Origin of the sequence: Nostoc sp., from assembly GCF_036917315.1 — a bacterium.
Taxonomy (GTDB): Bacteria; Cyanobacteriota; Cyanobacteriia; order Cyanobacteriales; family Nostocaceae; genus Nostoc.
The window spans coordinates 1-16,607 of the sequence record NZ_JBALDR010000065.1 but is presented as its reverse complement, the minus strand read 5'-3'; the positions used below and the strand labels follow the sequence as shown (position 1 = coordinate 16,607).

13 protein-coding genes and 4 pseudogenes are annotated in these 16,607 nt (G+C 41.5%); 12 read left to right on the top strand and 5 right to left on the bottom strand.

The genetic code is table 11. The features are described 5' to 3' along the window. Positions 1-100 precede the first annotated feature (100 nt). The gene (locus tag V7K84_RS30645) at positions 101-1,126 is read left to right on the top strand and encodes a mechanosensitive ion channel family protein (RefSeq protein ID WP_334843807.1); all 1,026 of its coding nucleotides are present in this window, start codon (positions 101-103) and stop codon (positions 1,124-1,126) included. A gap of 165 nt (positions 1,127-1,291) precedes the next feature. Here the strand turns inward: V7K84_RS30645 and V7K84_RS30640 are convergent, their stop codons facing one another. After that, entirely contained in the window at positions 1,292-2,071 is a 780-nt protein-coding gene (locus V7K84_RS30640; protein WP_334843806.1) for an MBL fold metallo-hydrolase, read from the bottom strand. Between the two features lie 113 nt (positions 2,072-2,184). On the opposite strand from V7K84_RS30640, the gene V7K84_RS30635 reads away from it, so the two are divergent. Further along, complete coding sequence (locus V7K84_RS30635; protein WP_334843805.1) at positions 2,185-2,622, top strand: VOC family protein; 438 nt, start codon at positions 2,185-2,187, stop codon at positions 2,620-2,622. A 12-nt stretch (positions 2,623-2,634) separates the two neighbouring features. Here V7K84_RS30635 and V7K84_RS30630 read toward each other — a convergent pair whose 3' ends face one another. After that, a complete protein-coding gene (locus tag V7K84_RS30630) occupies positions 2,635-4,320 on the bottom strand; it encodes an S-layer homology domain-containing protein (protein WP_334843803.1) in 1,686 nt (561 codons plus the stop codon). Positions 4,321-4,573: 253 nt separating this feature from the next. Here V7K84_RS30630 and V7K84_RS30625 point away from each other — a divergent pair, with 253 nt between their 5' ends. The 8 genes and pseudogenes from V7K84_RS30625 (at position 4,574) to V7K84_RS30590 (ending at position 11,084) form a co-directional block, all read left to right on the top strand. After that, positions 4,574-5,467, top strand: a complete 894-nt coding sequence (locus V7K84_RS30625; RefSeq protein ID WP_334843802.1) for an alpha/beta fold hydrolase — start codon at positions 4,574-4,576, stop codon at positions 5,465-5,467. 128 nt (positions 5,468-5,595) lie between these two features. Further along, positions 5,596-6,654, top strand: coding sequence for a serine/threonine protein kinase (locus V7K84_RS30620; RefSeq protein ID WP_334843801.1), 1,059 nt, complete (start codon positions 5,596-5,598; stop codon positions 6,652-6,654). A gap of 223 nt (positions 6,655-6,877) precedes the next feature. Next, a pseudogene (locus V7K84_RS30615) lies at positions 6,878-7,156 on the top strand (AAA-like domain-containing protein); the annotation flags it as partial. Positions 7,157-7,371: 215 nt separating this feature from the next. Continuing rightward, a pseudogene (locus V7K84_RS30610) lies at positions 7,372-7,875 on the top strand (AAA-like domain-containing protein); the annotation flags it as partial. A gap of 116 nt (positions 7,876-7,991) precedes the next feature. After that, complete coding sequence (locus V7K84_RS30605; RefSeq protein WP_334843798.1) at positions 7,992-8,324, top strand: helix-turn-helix domain-containing protein; 333 nt, start codon at positions 7,992-7,994, stop codon at positions 8,322-8,324. A 132-nt stretch (positions 8,325-8,456) separates the two neighbouring features. Beyond that, positions 8,457-8,777 carry a transposase family protein gene (locus V7K84_RS30600; RefSeq protein ID WP_334843795.1) on the top strand — a complete coding sequence of 107 codons (321 nt, stop codon included), beginning with the start codon at positions 8,457-8,459 and terminating at the stop codon, positions 8,775-8,777. A 248-nt stretch (positions 8,778-9,025) separates the two neighbouring features. Further along, positions 9,026-9,154: a hypothetical protein gene (locus V7K84_RS30595; RefSeq protein ID WP_334843793.1), complete on the top strand. Its 129-nt coding sequence runs from the start codon at positions 9,026-9,028 to the stop codon at positions 9,152-9,154. A gap of 7 nt (positions 9,155-9,161) precedes the next feature. Next, positions 9,162-11,084: a CHAT domain-containing protein gene (locus V7K84_RS30590; protein WP_334843792.1), complete on the top strand. Its 1,923-nt coding sequence runs from the start codon at positions 9,162-9,164 to the stop codon at positions 11,082-11,084. Between the two features lie 115 nt (positions 11,085-11,199). Here V7K84_RS30590 and V7K84_RS30585 read toward each other — a convergent pair. Together V7K84_RS30585 and V7K84_RS30580 are read right to left on the bottom strand one after the other, a co-directional pair. Continuing rightward, positions 11,200-11,907: pseudogene (locus V7K84_RS30585) on the bottom strand (Uma2 family endonuclease). Between the two features lie 63 nt (positions 11,908-11,970). After that, entirely contained in the window at positions 11,971-12,717 is a 747-nt protein-coding gene (locus tag V7K84_RS30580; protein WP_334843789.1) for a Uma2 family endonuclease, read from the bottom strand. Positions 12,718-12,898: 181 nt separating this feature from the next. Between V7K84_RS30580 and uvrA the strand changes: the two genes are divergently transcribed. Next, entirely contained in the window at positions 12,899-15,787 is a 2,889-nt protein-coding gene (uvrA, locus tag V7K84_RS30575; RefSeq protein ID WP_334843787.1) for an excinuclease ABC subunit UvrA, read from the top strand. A gap of 252 nt (positions 15,788-16,039) precedes the next feature. Here uvrA and V7K84_RS30570 read toward each other — a convergent pair. Beyond that, positions 16,040-16,231, bottom strand: a pseudogene (locus V7K84_RS30570) (hypothetical protein); the annotation flags it as partial. 208 nt (positions 16,232-16,439) lie between these two features. Here V7K84_RS30570 and V7K84_RS30565 point away from each other — a divergent pair. After that, positions 16,440-16,607, top strand: a 168-nt coding sequence (locus tag V7K84_RS30565; RefSeq protein WP_334843825.1) for a transposase, incomplete at its 3' end; no start/stop codon positions are given.

Sequence of the window (16,607 nt, the reverse complement as noted above, 5' to 3'; positions counted from 1 at the left end):
CAGAAAATCTCAAGCAGCTAATCCGACAACTAACAAGCTAAAATTTAGCCATAATCACAGCACAAATGCTGCTCTCCCAAATCTAAAATTTCAAATTGATATGATGGAATGGATTACACCGATTGCATTTATTCTAGCTGGGTTACTGGCTGGAATAATTGGTGAAAAAGTTATCTTCAAAAAGCTGGAAATATTCGTTAATAATAAACGAATTGCCGGGGGTAATATTATATTTCACTCTTTGCACCGCATGACATTTATTTGGTTTGTCATTGCCGGTTTTTTTTGGGCAGTTTTGAGCGCACCCCTGAAACCAGATATTGCGATCGTACTGCAAAAAGTTTTGACGATCGCACTGCTGTATTCAGTAACCCTAGTTTTAGCAAGATTGACTGCTGGTTTTGTTAATTTGTTTATTCGCAGAGCAGAAGGTGTCCCTACATCACTAATTTCTAACCTTGCTAAAATTACTGTTTTAGTTTTGGGAACATTAATCATATTGCAAACAGTGGGTGTTCAGATAACACCGATAATCACGACTTTAGGGATTGGTGGTTTGGCAGTTGGTTTGGCACTTCAAGATACCTTAGCAAATTTGTTTTCTGGCTTTTACTTAATTATTTCTAAGCAAGTTAGAACCGGAGACTATGTAAAATTAGATGCTGGTCATGAGGGATATGTTATAGATATTTCTTGGCGTAATACAACAATTAAAGAAATTTCCAATAATATAGTCATTGTCCCTAATTCTAAGCTGTCTTCTGCAATTTTCACAAACTATCATTTACCCGCAAAGGAAATTACTTTAACAATGGATGTTGGTGTAAGTTATGATAGCGACTTGGAACAAGTTGAAAAAGTGACTGTAGAAGTTGCCAAAGAAGTTATGCAAGAAATTGCACCGGAATTAAAAGAAATTGAACCATATATTAGATTTCATACTTTTAATGATTTTAGTATAGATTTTACGCTTTATATGCGCGTAAATGAATACTTCGATCAGCGTATTGGTAAACATCTATTTGTCAAAAAATTACACAAACGCTATCAGCAAGCAGGAATTCAAATTCCTTTTCCGATTAGAGAAGTGTATATGCAAGATAATTCAGCTATGGAACGAAATTAGCTTTTATCACATGGCAACCATTAAAGCCCTGGCGACTAGAAGTCGCGGCTACCAGACAAAACCTGCCTCCGCAGGTTAGCAAATCTTTGATTTTCCGTTGTTAGTCTGCGTAGGTGGACTTTGTTTGTATAACCGCAATTTCTAATCGCTAAGACTAGGTGTGACTTAGATTGCTAATGCTCGTTTTTCTAATGGTAGTTCAAAGCGATCGCCTGGTTTCGGCTCAAGTACCCGCGTCACCAGATTGTTTTTCTCTAGTAACGAACGAAATTCTTCAGTACTTCCTTTAGTTTGAATGAGTTTCATCAGCAATCCCTCAAACGTCACATCCCCACCAGCCGCAGTCGGTAATATTACTTGAGGTTGTAACGACTTTACTACTTCCAAGGCACTATTGTTTCCTTTAATAATCGGCCCAAGCAAAGGCAATGTCATGTCAATAAACGGTGTAATCACTACATCGATGGGTGCAGCTGGCTGAAGTTGTGGAGAATGATCCCCATGAGGCTCATAGTATACAGTTAAACCACTCTCCAATTCTTTGAGGAGATAACTATTTTCCACCAGAGTGGGACCAATGGATGAACCGGGGAAAGCCTTGATTTCAACTTGATTATTTAAAGTGAAAGTTTCACCATGAGGCAATACTGTTACCTGAGTGTAACCTAATTTCTGTACTACCTTGGCTGCATTCGGAGAGGCTACAACTTTGATGTTGTGGTCGAGCAGCTTAAGCGTTGGCGGGTGAGCATGGTCTTCTAAACCCTGAGATAGCAAGATCAAATCAATGTTATCTGGGATTGGGCGATTTTGCGATCGCGAACCTTTAAATAACCAATCCAAATTGCTGAAAATTAACGAACCAACTAGCCAAGGGTCAATCAGTATTCGTTTCCTACCAATTTCCAGTAACCAAGAGTTGCTGTCGAACCAAGTTAAAAACATAAATTTTGTGAAGATAACGCCTACCTTCATTATCAATCGTGTCAGCTTTCTATGTAAGCAATGAGGCCAATACCTACATTCTTCCGGTTAAGTCTACACACGGAGTTCTTTTTATGTCCGATCTTGGTTTTACTCACATTGCACTTGCAGTTAGTGATGTTGATGCAAGTATCTCATTTTATGCAAAGTATGTCCAGATGACAGTCGTACATCATCGCATCGATCGAGCGACTCAATCAGATGTTGCTTGGATTAGTGACTTGACTAGACCTTTTGTGATTGTCTTAATTAAAGTAGCGAAAGTAGAAGGCCCACTCTTACCACAATCCCATCTTGGGGTAGCTTATCAGAATCGCGGGGAAATCGATCGCCTGTGCAATGAAGCACGCGCTGAGGGAATACTGCTGGATGGGCCAAATGACTGGGGCTTTCCGGTTGGTTACTGGGCTTATATTCGAGACCCAGATGGTCATACACTAGAAATTTCCTATGGTCAGGAAATTAGTTTTACAGTTGAGCAAGCTAGAGACGCGATTAATCGCGTCTCTTAAAAAAAAATGGTATTACTTCTTACCAGGAGTTCGTCCACTTTCATCGTTACTGCCACCGTGAGGATGGGAATTGCCAGGGTCACAGCCCTCAGCACCATTACCAATTCCTTGGTTGCAATGGCGACGCGGTTTGACGCCCTCTGTTGAAGTTTCAGTTTGCTCCTCAACTGCAACTTGTTGTTGTCCAACGACATACTGCGAGGAGATGTTTGCTACCTGTCCAGTGCTAGACAGGGCTTGGTATAGCAAAGCAGATACTTCAGACCTGGTTGCTACCCGTTCAGCATTAAGCAAGTTCACGTTGGGATAGTTGACGATTATACCGCGTTGTGTCAAACCTGCAATCAGACTGCGATATTCACCACGAATAGTAGTTGCATCGCTGTAAACAGATAAGATTGTGTCCGTGGAACCACTGTTTTGGTAATTTAATCCTCGCGCTAATGCTACCAAAATATCAAGGCGAGAAAGGCTTTGGCTGGGGTTGAAATCTTTGCCAATAACAGCGTTTAAAAAGCCCATTTGATAAACTTCGCTGATGGCATTGTAAGCCCAATATTGAGTTGAGACATCTTTAAATGCTACTGCTTGGCGAATTTTCCCCTTGGTAAACGCTTTTCGCACCATTGCCGCAAATTGGGCACGAGTTACTGGTGCATCAGGGCGGAAAGTTCCATCAGGAAAACCTTCGAGAATTTCCATTGAGGCCAATTCGGCAATAAAATCTTTAGCCCAGTAGTCTGTGGAAACATCAGAAAATTCAACCTGGAGAGGGCGAGACAGTCTGACTTGGTGATAATTCATTAGCATTTGGCTGATATCGTAGCTAGAATTATCGCTGACTTCAATCACCTGTACCAAGCTGCCAGGAGTAGTTTGCAAAACCTTTCCCAAGTCGGAATTAAAGACATTCACGAAAGACTGACGCACTAAAGCATAATCACCCTGAGTGAAAGAGACGGGATAAACGCTGGTTCCGGCAATTTTTGACAAACCTTCTACTTGGAACTGACTACCTTGAAAAGTTTGGGAACTGCTTAGGAAAATAACACGTTGGTTCCTGATTTGGGTGAAGTAGTCGTAAGTGGTAGTACCTGCGTCAATAGTGCCGTTTTGGTCAGCATCAACACCATAAACAGTGCGAACGACTTGGTATTCTCTAGGTTTGGCTGACAAAATCAGGTTAACTGTGGTATTTGCCGACAAACATTCAAATTCGCTGTAGCCAATAAAACGGTTTTGAACATCATACAATCGCACGACGATGCGATCGCTAGCTTTTAACCCCTTAACAAATTTTGCTTTTTGCTTAATCTTGTACTTGTAATCACCCAAAAACTGCTCTTTTAAATAGCCCTGACCACTTTTACTTTTAACAGAAATGCGAGCAATTACTTCTGAAAAGTTACCAGATGGTTGCCAAATGGCAAGGCTAAAACCTGTTTTTTTCGCTTTTACCGAAACGTTACGGCTTTCTGTAGTCACAGTTTGCCGTTGGATAGTGGTGTGATTCCTTGCTTCTACTTCCTTATGGGCTAAAAGTTGTTGTTCTGTGGAATTATCTGTTATTTGAGCGACGATGGTAGAGAACCCTAAAGCTGCATAGGCAGAAGATATTGGCGAAAATATTGCTACGGAGGTTGCAGCAAGAACAAATTTGCCCATTTGAGCAAAGTTACTTTGAGTTATGTATTTCATTCCACACTACCATTCGTCTAAAAAGTCACAGGGCCATTTGCTATCCCTCGACTTATTAATCCCTTGGGGTGGATGGAACTAACATCTCATCAGTGCTGAGTGCTGAGTTAGGAGTTCAGGAGTGTGATTATTGCTTTTTATACTCAGCACAGGCTAAACCTTAGCTATCCGCTAACAGCACTCGTTACTCAGAACTATTTCTGTCAGAGAACATTACTATATATATTAAAGAAACACTTTATTAATCTTAATAATGACTGTAACTACACAGCCGCTTGCAACCCAAGATGCCTTTGAAAAATTCTTTTGGACTTGGCAGGGTTACAAAATTCAATACACTGTTATGGGTACAGGACGCCCTTTGGTACTGGTTCACGGCTTCGGTGCTTCCATTGGACACTGGCGCAAAAATATCCCAGTTTTAGCTGATGCTGGCTACCAGGTATTTGCCATAGACCTTTTGGGTTTTGGCGGTTCCGATAAAGCGCCCATTGATTACACTGTGGAAGTTTGGGTGGAACTGTTGAAAGATTTTTGCACAGCACACATCCAGGAACCTGCTGTATTTATTGGCAACTCCATCGGCGCACTTTTGAGCTTAATAGTACTAGTAGAACATCCAGAAATTGCTGCTGGTGGTATTTTAATTAACTCTGCGGGTGGGTTGAGTCATCGTCCCCACGAATTGAACCCGCCGCTACGGATGGTGATGTCAACTTTTAATCGGTTTGTGCGATCGCCAATTACAGGTAAATTTGTTTATAACCGCATCCGTCAAAAAGCCCAAATTCGCCGCACCCTCTACCAAGTTTACCGGAACCGTGAAGCTGTCACCGATGAATTAGTTGATTTACTTTATACTCCCTCTTGCGACCCAGGAGCGCAACAAGTCTTCGCATCTATTCTCACAGCGCCTCCTGGCCCCAGCCCAGAGGAACTTTTGCCCAAAGTCGAACGTCCTTTATTAGTAATTTGGGGTGCTGACGACCCTTGGACACCAATTACCGGGGCCAAGATTTACGAAAAGGCGCGGGAGAATGGCAAAGATATCAAAATTGTTCCCATTCCCAATGCCGGTCATTGTCCTCACGATGAGGTTCCAGATGTTGTCAATGCCCAGATTGTCGATTGGCTAGCGCAAAGGTGATAATTTCGCCTTTCTGCCGATATGTCTTAGCCTAAGCAAGGTAAAAATGGGGCTAACAATCTGGGTGAGTGAATCTTAATCTTTTAATTGCGCCTTGACAGAATCAAACTCGTATGGTGTGTGAATAAATGGAGCTTGATGTGCGTAATGGAGATAAAGGGGTAATTCCCTTAAATCACCATCCAGATCTTTCAGAAGTTGGCTATCAAGTCATCAGCGAACTAGGACGCAACCGAGAAGGGGGACGGATTACTTATCTAGCTAATGTTTTCAAATCTAATCAACAGGTGGTAATTAAAGAGTTTTGTTTTGCTCGTGCAGGTGCTGATTTATCAGGTGTGAAAGCATATCAGCGCGAAATTGAAATCTTGCAACAACTCAATCATTCCCGCATTCCTCGCTATATAGATTCCTTTGAAATGCCTGGGGCTTTTTATCTGGTACAAGAATATAAAAATGCCCCATCTTTGGGATTAAAACGTAGCTTTAATCCTGAAGAAATTAAGCAAATTGCTCTATCAATCTTAGAAATTTTGGTTTATCTGCAAAAGCAAATTTCCCCAATTATTCATCGGGATATTAAGCCAGAGAATATTTTGGTTGATGAAGAACTAAATGCTTACCTGGTTGATTTTGGTTTGGCTAGAATACAGGGTGCAAAAGTAGCTCTGAGCAGCTTTATAGCAGGAACTCCAGGTTTTATGCCACCAGAGGAACAGTTTGGCCATTCCCTGACTGAGGCATCAGATTTATATAGTTTAGGAGCAACGCTGATTTGCTTACTTACTAATACCCGTTCTGTTGAGATTGGCAAATTAATTGATGATAACTATCGCTTTAATCTCCAGCAATTAGTTCCTCAAATCAGTCCGCGTTTCCGGTGGTGGTTGATGAAAATGGTGGAACGTAACCGCAAACGTCGCTATGCTAATGCGGCTATTGCTTTAAAAGCACTTGGGACAATTGAGGTTGTTGGTAGTGCGACTGGGATAGATAATTTCATCAGTACAATCAAACCTAGAAAACGGGCTACTTTATTGGGACTAGCTACTGTTGTTACACTGGCTGCGGTTGCGGGAACTTTGATAAGTTATCAGTCTGGTAATACAGTTAGGCAATTGTCGGAAGCTAGAGAATGTCAAAGTTTTGATTTAAGCTCAGGTTGCCAAGATAAAATCGGAAATTAAGATTAATTCGGTTGCATCTGGCTAAGGATTATAGCGGTTTTCAATTGAATAGACTACACGCGTAGGGGCACAATATATTGTGCCCCTACAATTATGTGTATTCCACGCTTGTGAAAATTGCTGGAATTTGTATGAGTATCAAATACTCGTGAACGGAGATAAAAGGTGGATTCATCCAGTTCAAATACTCGTGAACGGAGATAAAAGGTGGATTAAATTTGCGGTAGGCTTTTATGATGCACTGGGTGCTGACAGGTCTTATGAGGATGCTTATGAGTTTGGCTGTAGCGCAATTGATTTAGAAAGTATTCCAGAGTCTTCCACCCCAGTGCTGAAAAGCCGGAACAATCCCCAAGGTGCTATCTCTGCTAACGAAGCTATTCCAGATACCGAGATAAAAACAGTAGTCTCCTTAGAAAATCCAGAAGGGCAGGTAGCTCTAAACTCTGCTTTTTATGTCGAGCGATCGCCTATTGAGGTAGACTGTTATGAAGCGATTCTTCAACCAGGGGCGAATGGCACTAAGTTAATCGCAAAGCCCTGATATAACTTGCTTTTTGAGTGTGGGGAGTGTGGGGAGTGTGGGGAGTGTGGGGAGTGTGGGAGGGGTGGGAGGATGGGGAAGAAATCTGACCTCCCACACTCCCTCTTCCTCCCACACTTCCCACACCTCCCACACCCTGCCCTGACGGGGTTTCAGCTTTTCTTAGTGCCATTCAACCAGGGGCCTTAATTCGCATCAAAGCTCCCCGGCAGATGGGCAAAACTTCGCTCATGTCGCGGGTTCTCCATCATGCTAGTCAGCATGACTATCAGATAGCACCCGTAAATTTCCAGTCAGCCGATGCAGAATTTCTCGCTAATTTAGATCAATTTTTGCAGTGGTTCTGTGCCAGCATTACCTACGAACTGAATCTACCAGAGAAGCTAGAAGATTATTGGAAGGGTGTTTTAGGTAGCAAGAATAAATGTACAAATTACTTTCAACGGTATTTATTACCTGCGATTAATAGCCCCGTAGCTATAGGTTTGGATGAAGTCGATGAAGTCTTCAAGCATCCCATAATTGCTGCTGATTTTTTTGGATTGCTACGAGCTTGGCATGAACGGTCAAAGAATGAGACAGTTTGGAAAAATCTCCGGCTGGTGATTGTGCATTCTAAGGAAGTTTATATTCCGCTCAATATTAATCAGTCGCCTTTTAATGTCGGCTTACCTATTAGACATCTCCAAAATAGTATCGTTCTGTGATAAAAGAACATTAAAGAGTGATTTTGGCACAGAAGCATGAGCAATATACTGAATTACATTGAAGAGAATCCTAAACAAACACAAAGGTGTTAATAGGACTTAAATATGAACAGTTACAACAATTAATCCTAAATGCAGAACGTTTATATTATGAAAAACAAGCTTCACTAGAATCTAAGAAAGTTAGAATTATTGCTGGTGGAGGAGGTCGTAAACCAAAATTATCTATTCCTGAACAAATTATTTTAACCTTAGTGTATCTCCGGCATCTGCCAACCTTCCAGCTTCTAGGTATTCAGTTTGAAGTAAGCGAGTCTACAGCCAACGATACATTTAACTATTGGTTGCCTAACTTGCGAGAATTACTGCCATCCAGTTTGCTTGAACAAGTAAAAAAAACGCTTCTGACTATGAAGTAGTAAAAGAAATACTCACAGAATATGAATTAATAGTAGACAGCTATGAACAAGTCAGAGAAAGACCTGGAGACAATGATGAACAAAAGAAATATTTTTCATCTTATGTAGAGTAATCATACATTTAAAACTCAAATGATTATTTTACCTGACGCTAGTGATATCGTTGATGTAGTGGCAGGTGAACCTGGGCCGAAAAGCGATATAACAATGTTTAGAGAATATCGCTCAGATTTTGATGCCAAACAAAGATTTAAAGGAGATAAAGCATATCTTGGAGAAGATTTAATTACAACTCCAATTAAGAAACCAAGAAATCGAGAACTAACAACTGAACAGAAAGAACAAAACAAAATATTTTCATCTAAACGAATCTTTGTTGAACATCGAATTCGGTCAGTCAAAATCTTTCGAGTTGTCCAAGAAAGATTTAGGTTAAATACCCGCAAATTATGAGCAAGTAATTTTGACGATTTGTGGACTAGTAAGGTTACGAATTCGAGCGCTAATATTACCATTAGAGATATCGCCTATATTATCAGGTTTAAATTACCGCATATAACTGGATATTTTGGCCTAGTTATCAACAGCAAATATCTCAAAGTCTTATTTTATCGTACAGACTAGCTAATTTAAGATGATTGCATTTACGGGCTACAGCTTAGCAACACAAAGGCTTGGACTGTTTTCGGAGATGTCTAGTTATGCAAGCGCGGCAGAAGGTGCTGTTAGCACAGCATAAGGTGGCAACTACGAACCAAGAAGCGGTTAATAAAACTCAGCAAGCAGAGAAAACTGTAAAAACCGCAAATATTAAGAGTACAAAAGGCTAATCAGAGGTTGCAGAAATCACAACGAGAACAGAAAGTTGCTGAGGAAAAACTAGCCACTGCCAATCAACAGGTACAACAAGCAGAGCAAAAAATAACTGATGCTAGTCAAAAGCAGAAAGCTGCTGAGGAAAAACTAGCCACTGCCAATCAACAGGTACAACAAGCAGAGCAAAAAATAGCTGATGCTAGTCAAAAGCAGAAAATTGCTGAGGAAAAACTAGCCACTGCCAATCAACAAGTACAACAAGCAGAGCAAAAGGTAGCTGATGCCAACACAGAATTAGCACAGAGAGACCAACAAGCAAAACACCAAATTCAATTGGCAACTCAGAAATTACAATATGCAAAGTTTCAAGTAGAGCAGGCAAGGCAAGAGCAAAGAAAAGCAAAAGTTCAGCTTCAAGAAGTTCAAAGCAGTATTGAACAGTCTGTAAGAAATGCTCTTTTAGAATCTGCAAAATTTGATGATCTCAGCAGTTTTCTCTTGCGAACAGGTAAGCAGACAGAAGCTGAAAAAATGCTATCTGCCTATGTTAATCTTTGGGAGTCTTTGCAACTAGGACTAACCAATGACTTAAGAGTGCAAGTTTCTGAAAAACTCTTAAGCTCTTACCGAAGTTTGCAGAACATCCTAGTTTTACGGAAACAAGTTAGTACTGCTCTGGAGATTTCTGAGCGCTTACGTGCCCGTGCTTTCTCTGGGCAACTGGTTAGTAAATTTTCTAACCAATTATCTACTCGATTTCTCTTAGAACCGCCTAATATTCAACAGATTAAGCAAATTGCTAACGCGCATCAAGCAACGCTTGTTGAGTACTCTATTATTTATAGCGATCAAGAAGCCACAGGGCAAAAACAGCCTCAGGGATCTGAACTTTACATTTGGGTTGTTAAGCCTACTGGGGAGGTTGCATTCCGGGAAGTGAACTTAAAAGCATCGAAAATCTCTCTGGAAAATTTAGTTCCAAGCAGTAGAGCATCAATTGGTGTAAGAGGAAGTTCTGATATTAAACGAGGAGGCATTAGGATTGAAATAATAATACAGGATAATCGTTCCAGCCAGCAAAAAAGCTTAAAGCAACTCTATGAACTGTTGATAAAACCAGTTGAAGAATTCTTACCCACAGATCCGAATGCTCGTGTCATATTCATTCCTCAAGGCCCTTTATTTTCAGTTACTTTTGCAGCATTAATGAATACAAACGGCAAATACTTAATTGAAGAACACACCATATCGACTACTCCATCAATTCAAATACTATCTTTAATTCGCCAGCAACGACAGCATATTCGCGGAATAGGCCAAAACGATCTAGTGGTTGGTAATCCTCAAATGCCCAGTATTCGCGTTAGACCTGGGGAACCACCTGTAAGACTGTCTAACTTACCAGGGGCTGAAAAAGAAGCTGTTGAAATCGCTAAATTACTAAAGACCGAACCATTTTTAGGGAGCCGAGCTACGAAGAACTTTATTGTGCAACAAATGCCTCAAGCCAAAAGAATTCATCTAGCAACTCATGGACTTGTAGATGATTCTTCTGGGCAATTAGGCATACCTGGCATAATTGCACTTGCACCATCAGGGAAAGATGATGGCTTATTAACTGCTAATGAGATTTTAAGGATGAAACTCAATGCTGAGTTAGTGATCTTGAGTGCTTGTGATACAGCACAAGGCAAGATTACAAGTGACGGTGTTGATGGGCTGTCACGCTCTTTTATGATAGCTGGTGTACCAAGCTTGATTGTTTCTCAGTGGTCAATTCCTGATTATCCTACAGCAGAACTGATGATTGAATTTTATCGCAATCTTCAAAATGGCAAGTTAGATAAAGCTCAGTCATTACGTCAAGCGATGCTGACTGTAATGCGACAACATCCTAACCCTAGAGATTGGGCCGGATTCATATTAATAGGTGAAGCCGACTAAGTGCAACATTTTAGAAAGGCGATCGCTTGGTAAATTAGAGATGCGATCGCAGTTCTGAACTCGGTGTTTCAAGTTCCGAACACCAATGACCGAGCAAAAAGGTGGAAGTTCCGAGTTAAACCTCCGGTTCTACTCCCAGCGCTTTTAACTGAGCAGCTAATCTCTCTGCACGTTGCCGTTCTTTTACTGCTAACTCCAAACCCCACAGTAATAGTTCGCCGTTGTCATCCCACCAGCGTAACCAATAACCTGTGCGGTTTTCTCGGCTTCCTTGCCATACGCCTAAAAACAAATTCATTTCAGCAATCCAGTGACGATTATTTGCATCTGGTGTTTGCAGTTGATAATATCCTAAATCATCTCGCCGATAAACTTCTAAAACTCCGCCGTCTGATTCAAAAATGACATAGTTTGGCACTTGTAAAATCTGCTCATAATAAAACCATTTACCAGGGGGATACGTCGGTTTACTCGAATACTCTCCACGTTCGGTATCTGAGAGAAATTCCATCACCATTACGGGAATATCACCTTGGAGTCGTGGCGTATAACTGCGCTTCACTTCTTCTCGTGAGACTCGAATTGATGGTACATAACCCCAATCTGGTGCTTTGACGACAAATCGATTATTTAAGGTGGCGCAGATACCGTAATTAGTGATGGTTAAAGCATCGGTGGGTAATCTGCTGGCAAGTTCCAAGCTTTCTGTTAAAGCAGCAGCCAAGAGTGGTTAATTAATGTTATGTACTGGCTCGTTGTCTAAAACAAAATCATCAGGTAACTTTTCCCAAGTGACATTATGAGTGGCTGCATTGGCTAGCATAATCGAAATATTTCAAGTACAAATTCAATTTTTAATAGCCCGATTAAAAAATTGCACGTGGTGTTACTCCTGAGCAAGAGTTCGCACTTCTTCCACTGACAATCCCAAAGCTTGGGCAATCTGTTCGATGCTCAAATTCATTTGCAATAAGCGGGGTATGGCATCTCTTCTGGCAAGTTCAGCCCGTTCCGCCCGTTGTCGTTCTTGTTCAGCTCGTTGGCGTTCTTGTTCGGCGTTGCGAGAAATTTCTGTATAAGTTAAAAACCGTTCTCCATCAGGGCGATATAACTGCAAACCTTCTGGTAATAGAGCAAACTGAATTTTTAACCGAGGACTCACCCAATGATCCATTTGGGGGATGACATCTAAACCGTCTTCGCCACGCAACCAACCGCACAAATTATTGCGATCGGGATCGTAAATGTAGTACTCTTCCACGCCATAGCGATCGTAGAAAAGTAATTTTTTATCCATTTCAGTTTGGGTGTTGCTCGGAGAAAGAATTTCAAACACCACTTGCGGTGCAATTCCCTCCTCTTTCCATTGTTGGTAGCACAAGCGATCGCCTTTTGGTCTACCAAATACCACCATCACATCTGGGGCGTTAACAATTTTGTTGCGTCCCTCTACTGGATACCAAAATAAATCTCCCGCGACAAATACATTTGGATCGTCGGCAAATAGCCAATCTAAATTCTGCTTAATTTCTACAATCCAGCCAAACTGTATAGTATTATTTGCCACTGGTAGTCCATCACTATCTCGGTAGATGACCTCTGGCTGGGTAGGCGGTTGGATTTGCGATACCATAGCTTCGCCCTCAGAAGGATTTAAATCGGGATGCTTCCAAATTAGCAGACTCTTAAGGATATCTGCGCCATGAATCTGGAAGGATAACTAACTAAAACAGTACGATTGTTCTACTATAAACTAATTAAAGATAGTATTATTAAGGACTGTTTCATAAGAAACTCCTTCTTCGCCGCCCAATATGTCAGACAAACAGCTAGCAGCATCCTTGAATGGACATCTTCCGTACCCCAGCCACAACAGCCAGAATACCATTCGGATTCGGGGTGCTAGGCAGCATAATCTGAAAAATATTGACTTGGAATTGCCACGCGATCGCCTAATCGTATTCACTGGCGTTTCTGGCTCTGGTAAGTCTTCCCTAGCCTTTGATACCATTTTCGCCGAAGGGCAACGTCGCTATGTGGAATCCCTCAGCGCCTACGCACGGCAATTTTTAGGACAACTGGATAAGCCGGATGTAGAAGCCATTGAAGGCTTAAGTCCAGCAATTTCCATTGACCAAAAGTCAACCTCTCATAACCCCCGTTCCACTGTGGGTACGGTGACGGAGATTTACGACTATTTGCGGCTGTTGTTTGGTCGCGCTGGCGAACCCCATTGTCCGATATGCGATCGCTGTATTGCACCCCAGACAATCGATGAGATGTGCGATCGCATTATGGAATTACCAGATCGCACCCGTTTCCAAATTCTTGCACCCGTTGTCCGGGGGAAAAAAGGCACACATCGTAAGCTTTTGTCAAGTCTGGCATCCCAAGGTTTTGTCCGCGTGCGGATCAATGGCGAGATCCGCGAACTTTCAGATTCCATTGAATTGGATAAAAATTTTACCCATACCATCGAAGTGGTAATTGACCGCTTGGTGAAAAAGGCTGATATCCAGGAACGTTTGGTTGATTCCCTGTCTACGTGTCTCAAGCAATCGGGTGGGATTGCAGCCATTCTGGTGAGTCTGCTTGGTGACGACGGACAAGAAAAAGAAGAAGAGTTAGTATTTTCAGAAAACTTTGCTTGTCCAGAACATGGCGCGGTAATGGAAGAATTATCGCCGCGATTGTTCTCCTTTAACTCGCCTTATGGTGCTTGTCCGCACTGTCATGGAATCGGGACTTTAAGAAGATTTGCGCCAGACTTGATCGTACCGGACTGGGAAGCGCCAGTTTACGCTGCGATCGCGCCTTGGTCAGAAAAAGATAATTCTTATTATCTAGAATTACTCTATAGCGTCGGACAGATTTATGGGTTTGAGTTACAGACAAATTGGAGCAAGCTGACAGAAGAACAACAGCAAATTATTTTGTTTGGGGAGAAAGATGAACGAGCCGCAGAAGCACAGAGGAAGCAGAGTTTTAAAGGTGCTATTCCAATTTTGCAACGGCAGTATGAGGGTGGTTCAGAATTAATTAAACAAAAATTAGAGCAGTATTTAATCGATCAGCCGTGTGAGGTTTGTAAGGGAAAACGGTTAAAACCGGAAGCCTTGGCGGTGAAGTTGGGACAATATGGAATTTTAGAATTGACTACTGTATCAATTCGGGATTGTCGAGAGAGAATTGAGCAATTTAAGTTGAGCGATCGCCAGTTACAAATTGCTGATTTAGTCCTGCGAGAAATCAAAGCTAGATTGCAATTTTTGTTGGATGTAGGTTTAGATTACCTCACCCTTGACCGTCCCGCCATGACCCTTTCCGGGGGCGAAGCCCAACGGATTCGTCTAGCAACGCAAATTGGTTCTGGTTTAACAGGAGTTCTCTACGTTTTAGATGAACCGAGTATTGGTTTGCATCAACGAGATAATGGCAGATTGCTCAAAACCTTAACGAAATTGCGCGATTTGGGTAACACATTAATTGTCGTTGAACACGATGAAGAAACAATTCGTGCAGCCAACCACATTGTTGATATTGGGCCTGGTGCAGGAATTCACGGCGGAAATATTATTGCCCAAGGTGATTTTCAGGCATTATTAGCAGCAGAAGATTCTTTGACGGGTGCATATTTATCAGGAAGACGAGTAATTACCACACCAGCAGAACGCCGAGAAGGAAATGGGCGCAGTTTGGGAATTAAAAATGCCCATCGCAACAATTTACAGAATATAGATGTAGACATTCCATTAGGTAAGCTCGTCTCCATCACTGGTGTGTCTGGTTCTGGCAAATCTACCCTGATTAACGAATTACTATATCCATCTCTGCAACATCATTTAACTAAGAAAGTTCCCTTACCGAGACATTTGGATAAGATACAGGGATTGAATGCGATTGATAAAGCGATCGTTATCGATCAATCTCCCATTGGACGCACGCCACGTTCCAACCCTGCAACTTACACAGGAATTTTCGATGCTATTCGGGATGTATTTTCCCAAACAGTAGAAGCGAAAGCTAGGGGTTACAAACCCGGACAATTTTCCTTCAACGTTAAAGGTGGACGTTGCGAAGCTTGTAGCGGACAGGGTGTGAATGTTATTGAAATGAACTTTCTCCCTGATGTTTACGTGCAATGCGAAATTTGTAAGGGTGCAAGATACAACCGCGAAACGTTACAGGTGAAGTATAAAGATAAGTCAATCTCTGATGTACTGAGAATGACAGTTGAGGAAAGTTTAGACTTTTTCCAGAATATCCCCAAAGCGATCGCGCGTTTGCAAACTTTATTTGATGTCGGCTTAGGTTATGTCCAACTAGGACAACCTGCGACTACTTTATCTGGTGGTGAAGCGCAACGGGTAAAATTAGCAACAGAACTATCTCGGCGCGCCACAGGTAAGACACTTTATTTAATAGATGAACCGACAACAGGGTTATCTTTCTACGATGTCCACAAATTGTTAGATGTGTTGCAACGATTGGTAGATAAAGGGAATTCAATTTTAGTAATTGAACACAACTTGGATGTAATACGTTGTTCGGATTGGGTGATAGATTTGGGGCCAGAAGGTGGCGATAAAGGCGGAGAATTGATTGCTGTGGGAACACCAGAGGAAGTTGCAAAAAATCCCAGGTCTTATACTGGACAATATTTAAAGCAGGTGTTGAAACAGTATCCGGCGATGAAGAAGTAGAGTTTTTGCCTCAGATATATATCCAAAGATGCTTACCGCAGAGTAAGTGTAAATAAAAGCGATCGCTGATTTTAAAATAAACAAACTTGCATCAAGAAAAAACTTTCCCAAAGCCTCAGCTTGTTTTTTAGTAACTTATAGTCGACAAAATCCCCAACTTATCAAACAAGTTGGGGATCTACAGTTTGCAATTCTTACAAATAAAATAGGATTACAATAAATGTTTATCAATTTGTAGCTAAAGCTAGGTTCTGCCAAAAAATATTTCAGATTTTCTTGCTGGGTAGCAAATTTCAAATATTGAGATGCCATTTCTGGTGTTAGCAATTCAATCATTAACCTGTTTTCCACCCAGAACTCAATCACATCAAAGAAAGAATCGCGGTTACAGCGCACTACACGCCAATCTTCACGAACACCAATTTTTTCAATTTCTTGCTGACTGCCCTGTGTAACTGTCTTGGTATTGGATAGACGAGATTCGACCGTACCGCTACTCACCCTGGAGTTCAGCAGGCACTCCATTATCGTTACTCGCCTGACTTGCGCTTGGATAAAAAACAAGGCTAGCAGTGAGACCCAAATTTAGGGCACTGGCAGCGAAAAAGCGGACAGTTTTTGGCATGGAATAGAATAGCCTGTTGGTTATTGAGTGCATAGCATTTTTGTAGAAATAGATTTATTTATCAACGAAAGCGATTTCCAACGCGAACTCTGCGTGTTTCTATATCGCCGAAGATGGAGAGTTGAAGAAGCTTTTTACACAGTAAAACGCTTGTTGAGTCTATCTTATTTATGGACTGGTTCTATTAATGGTATC

What these genes read in the sequence shown, in the direction of transcription:
- V7K84_RS30645 (WP_334843807.1), top strand. Translation starts at nt 101, where the DNA reads ATGATGGAATGGATTACACCGATTGCATTTATTCTAGCTGGGTTACTG.
- V7K84_RS30625 (WP_334843802.1), top strand. Translation starts at nt 4,574, where the DNA reads ATGACTGTAACTACACAGCCGCTTGCAACCCAAGATGCCTTTGAAAAA.
- V7K84_RS30630 (WP_334843803.1), bottom strand. Translation starts at nt 4,320, where the DNA reads ATGAAATACATAACTCAAAGTAACTTTGCTCAAATGGGCAAATTTGTT.
- uvrA (WP_334843787.1), top strand. Translation starts at nt 12,899, where the DNA reads ATGTCAGACAAACAGCTAGCAGCATCCTTGAATGGACATCTTCCGTAC.
- V7K84_RS30620 (WP_334843801.1), top strand. Translation starts at nt 5,596, where the DNA reads ATGGAGCTTGATGTGCGTAATGGAGATAAAGGGGTAATTCCCTTAAAT.
- V7K84_RS30595 (WP_334843793.1), top strand. Translation starts at nt 9,026, where the DNA reads ATGCAAGCGCGGCAGAAGGTGCTGTTAGCACAGCATAAGGTGGCAACT.
- V7K84_RS30600 (WP_334843795.1), top strand. Translation starts at nt 8,457, where the DNA reads ATGATTATTTTACCTGACGCTAGTGATATCGTTGATGTAGTGGCAGGT.
- V7K84_RS30580 (WP_334843789.1), bottom strand. Translation starts at nt 12,717, where the DNA reads ATGGTATCGCAAATCCAACCGCCTACCCAGCCAGAGGTCATCTACCGA.
- V7K84_RS30635 (WP_334843805.1), top strand. Translation starts at nt 2,185, where the DNA reads ATGTCCGATCTTGGTTTTACTCACATTGCACTTGCAGTTAGTGATGTT.
- V7K84_RS30640 (WP_334843806.1), bottom strand. Translation starts at nt 2,071, where the DNA reads ATGTTTTTAACTTGGTTCGACAGCAACTCTTGGTTACTGGAAATTGGT.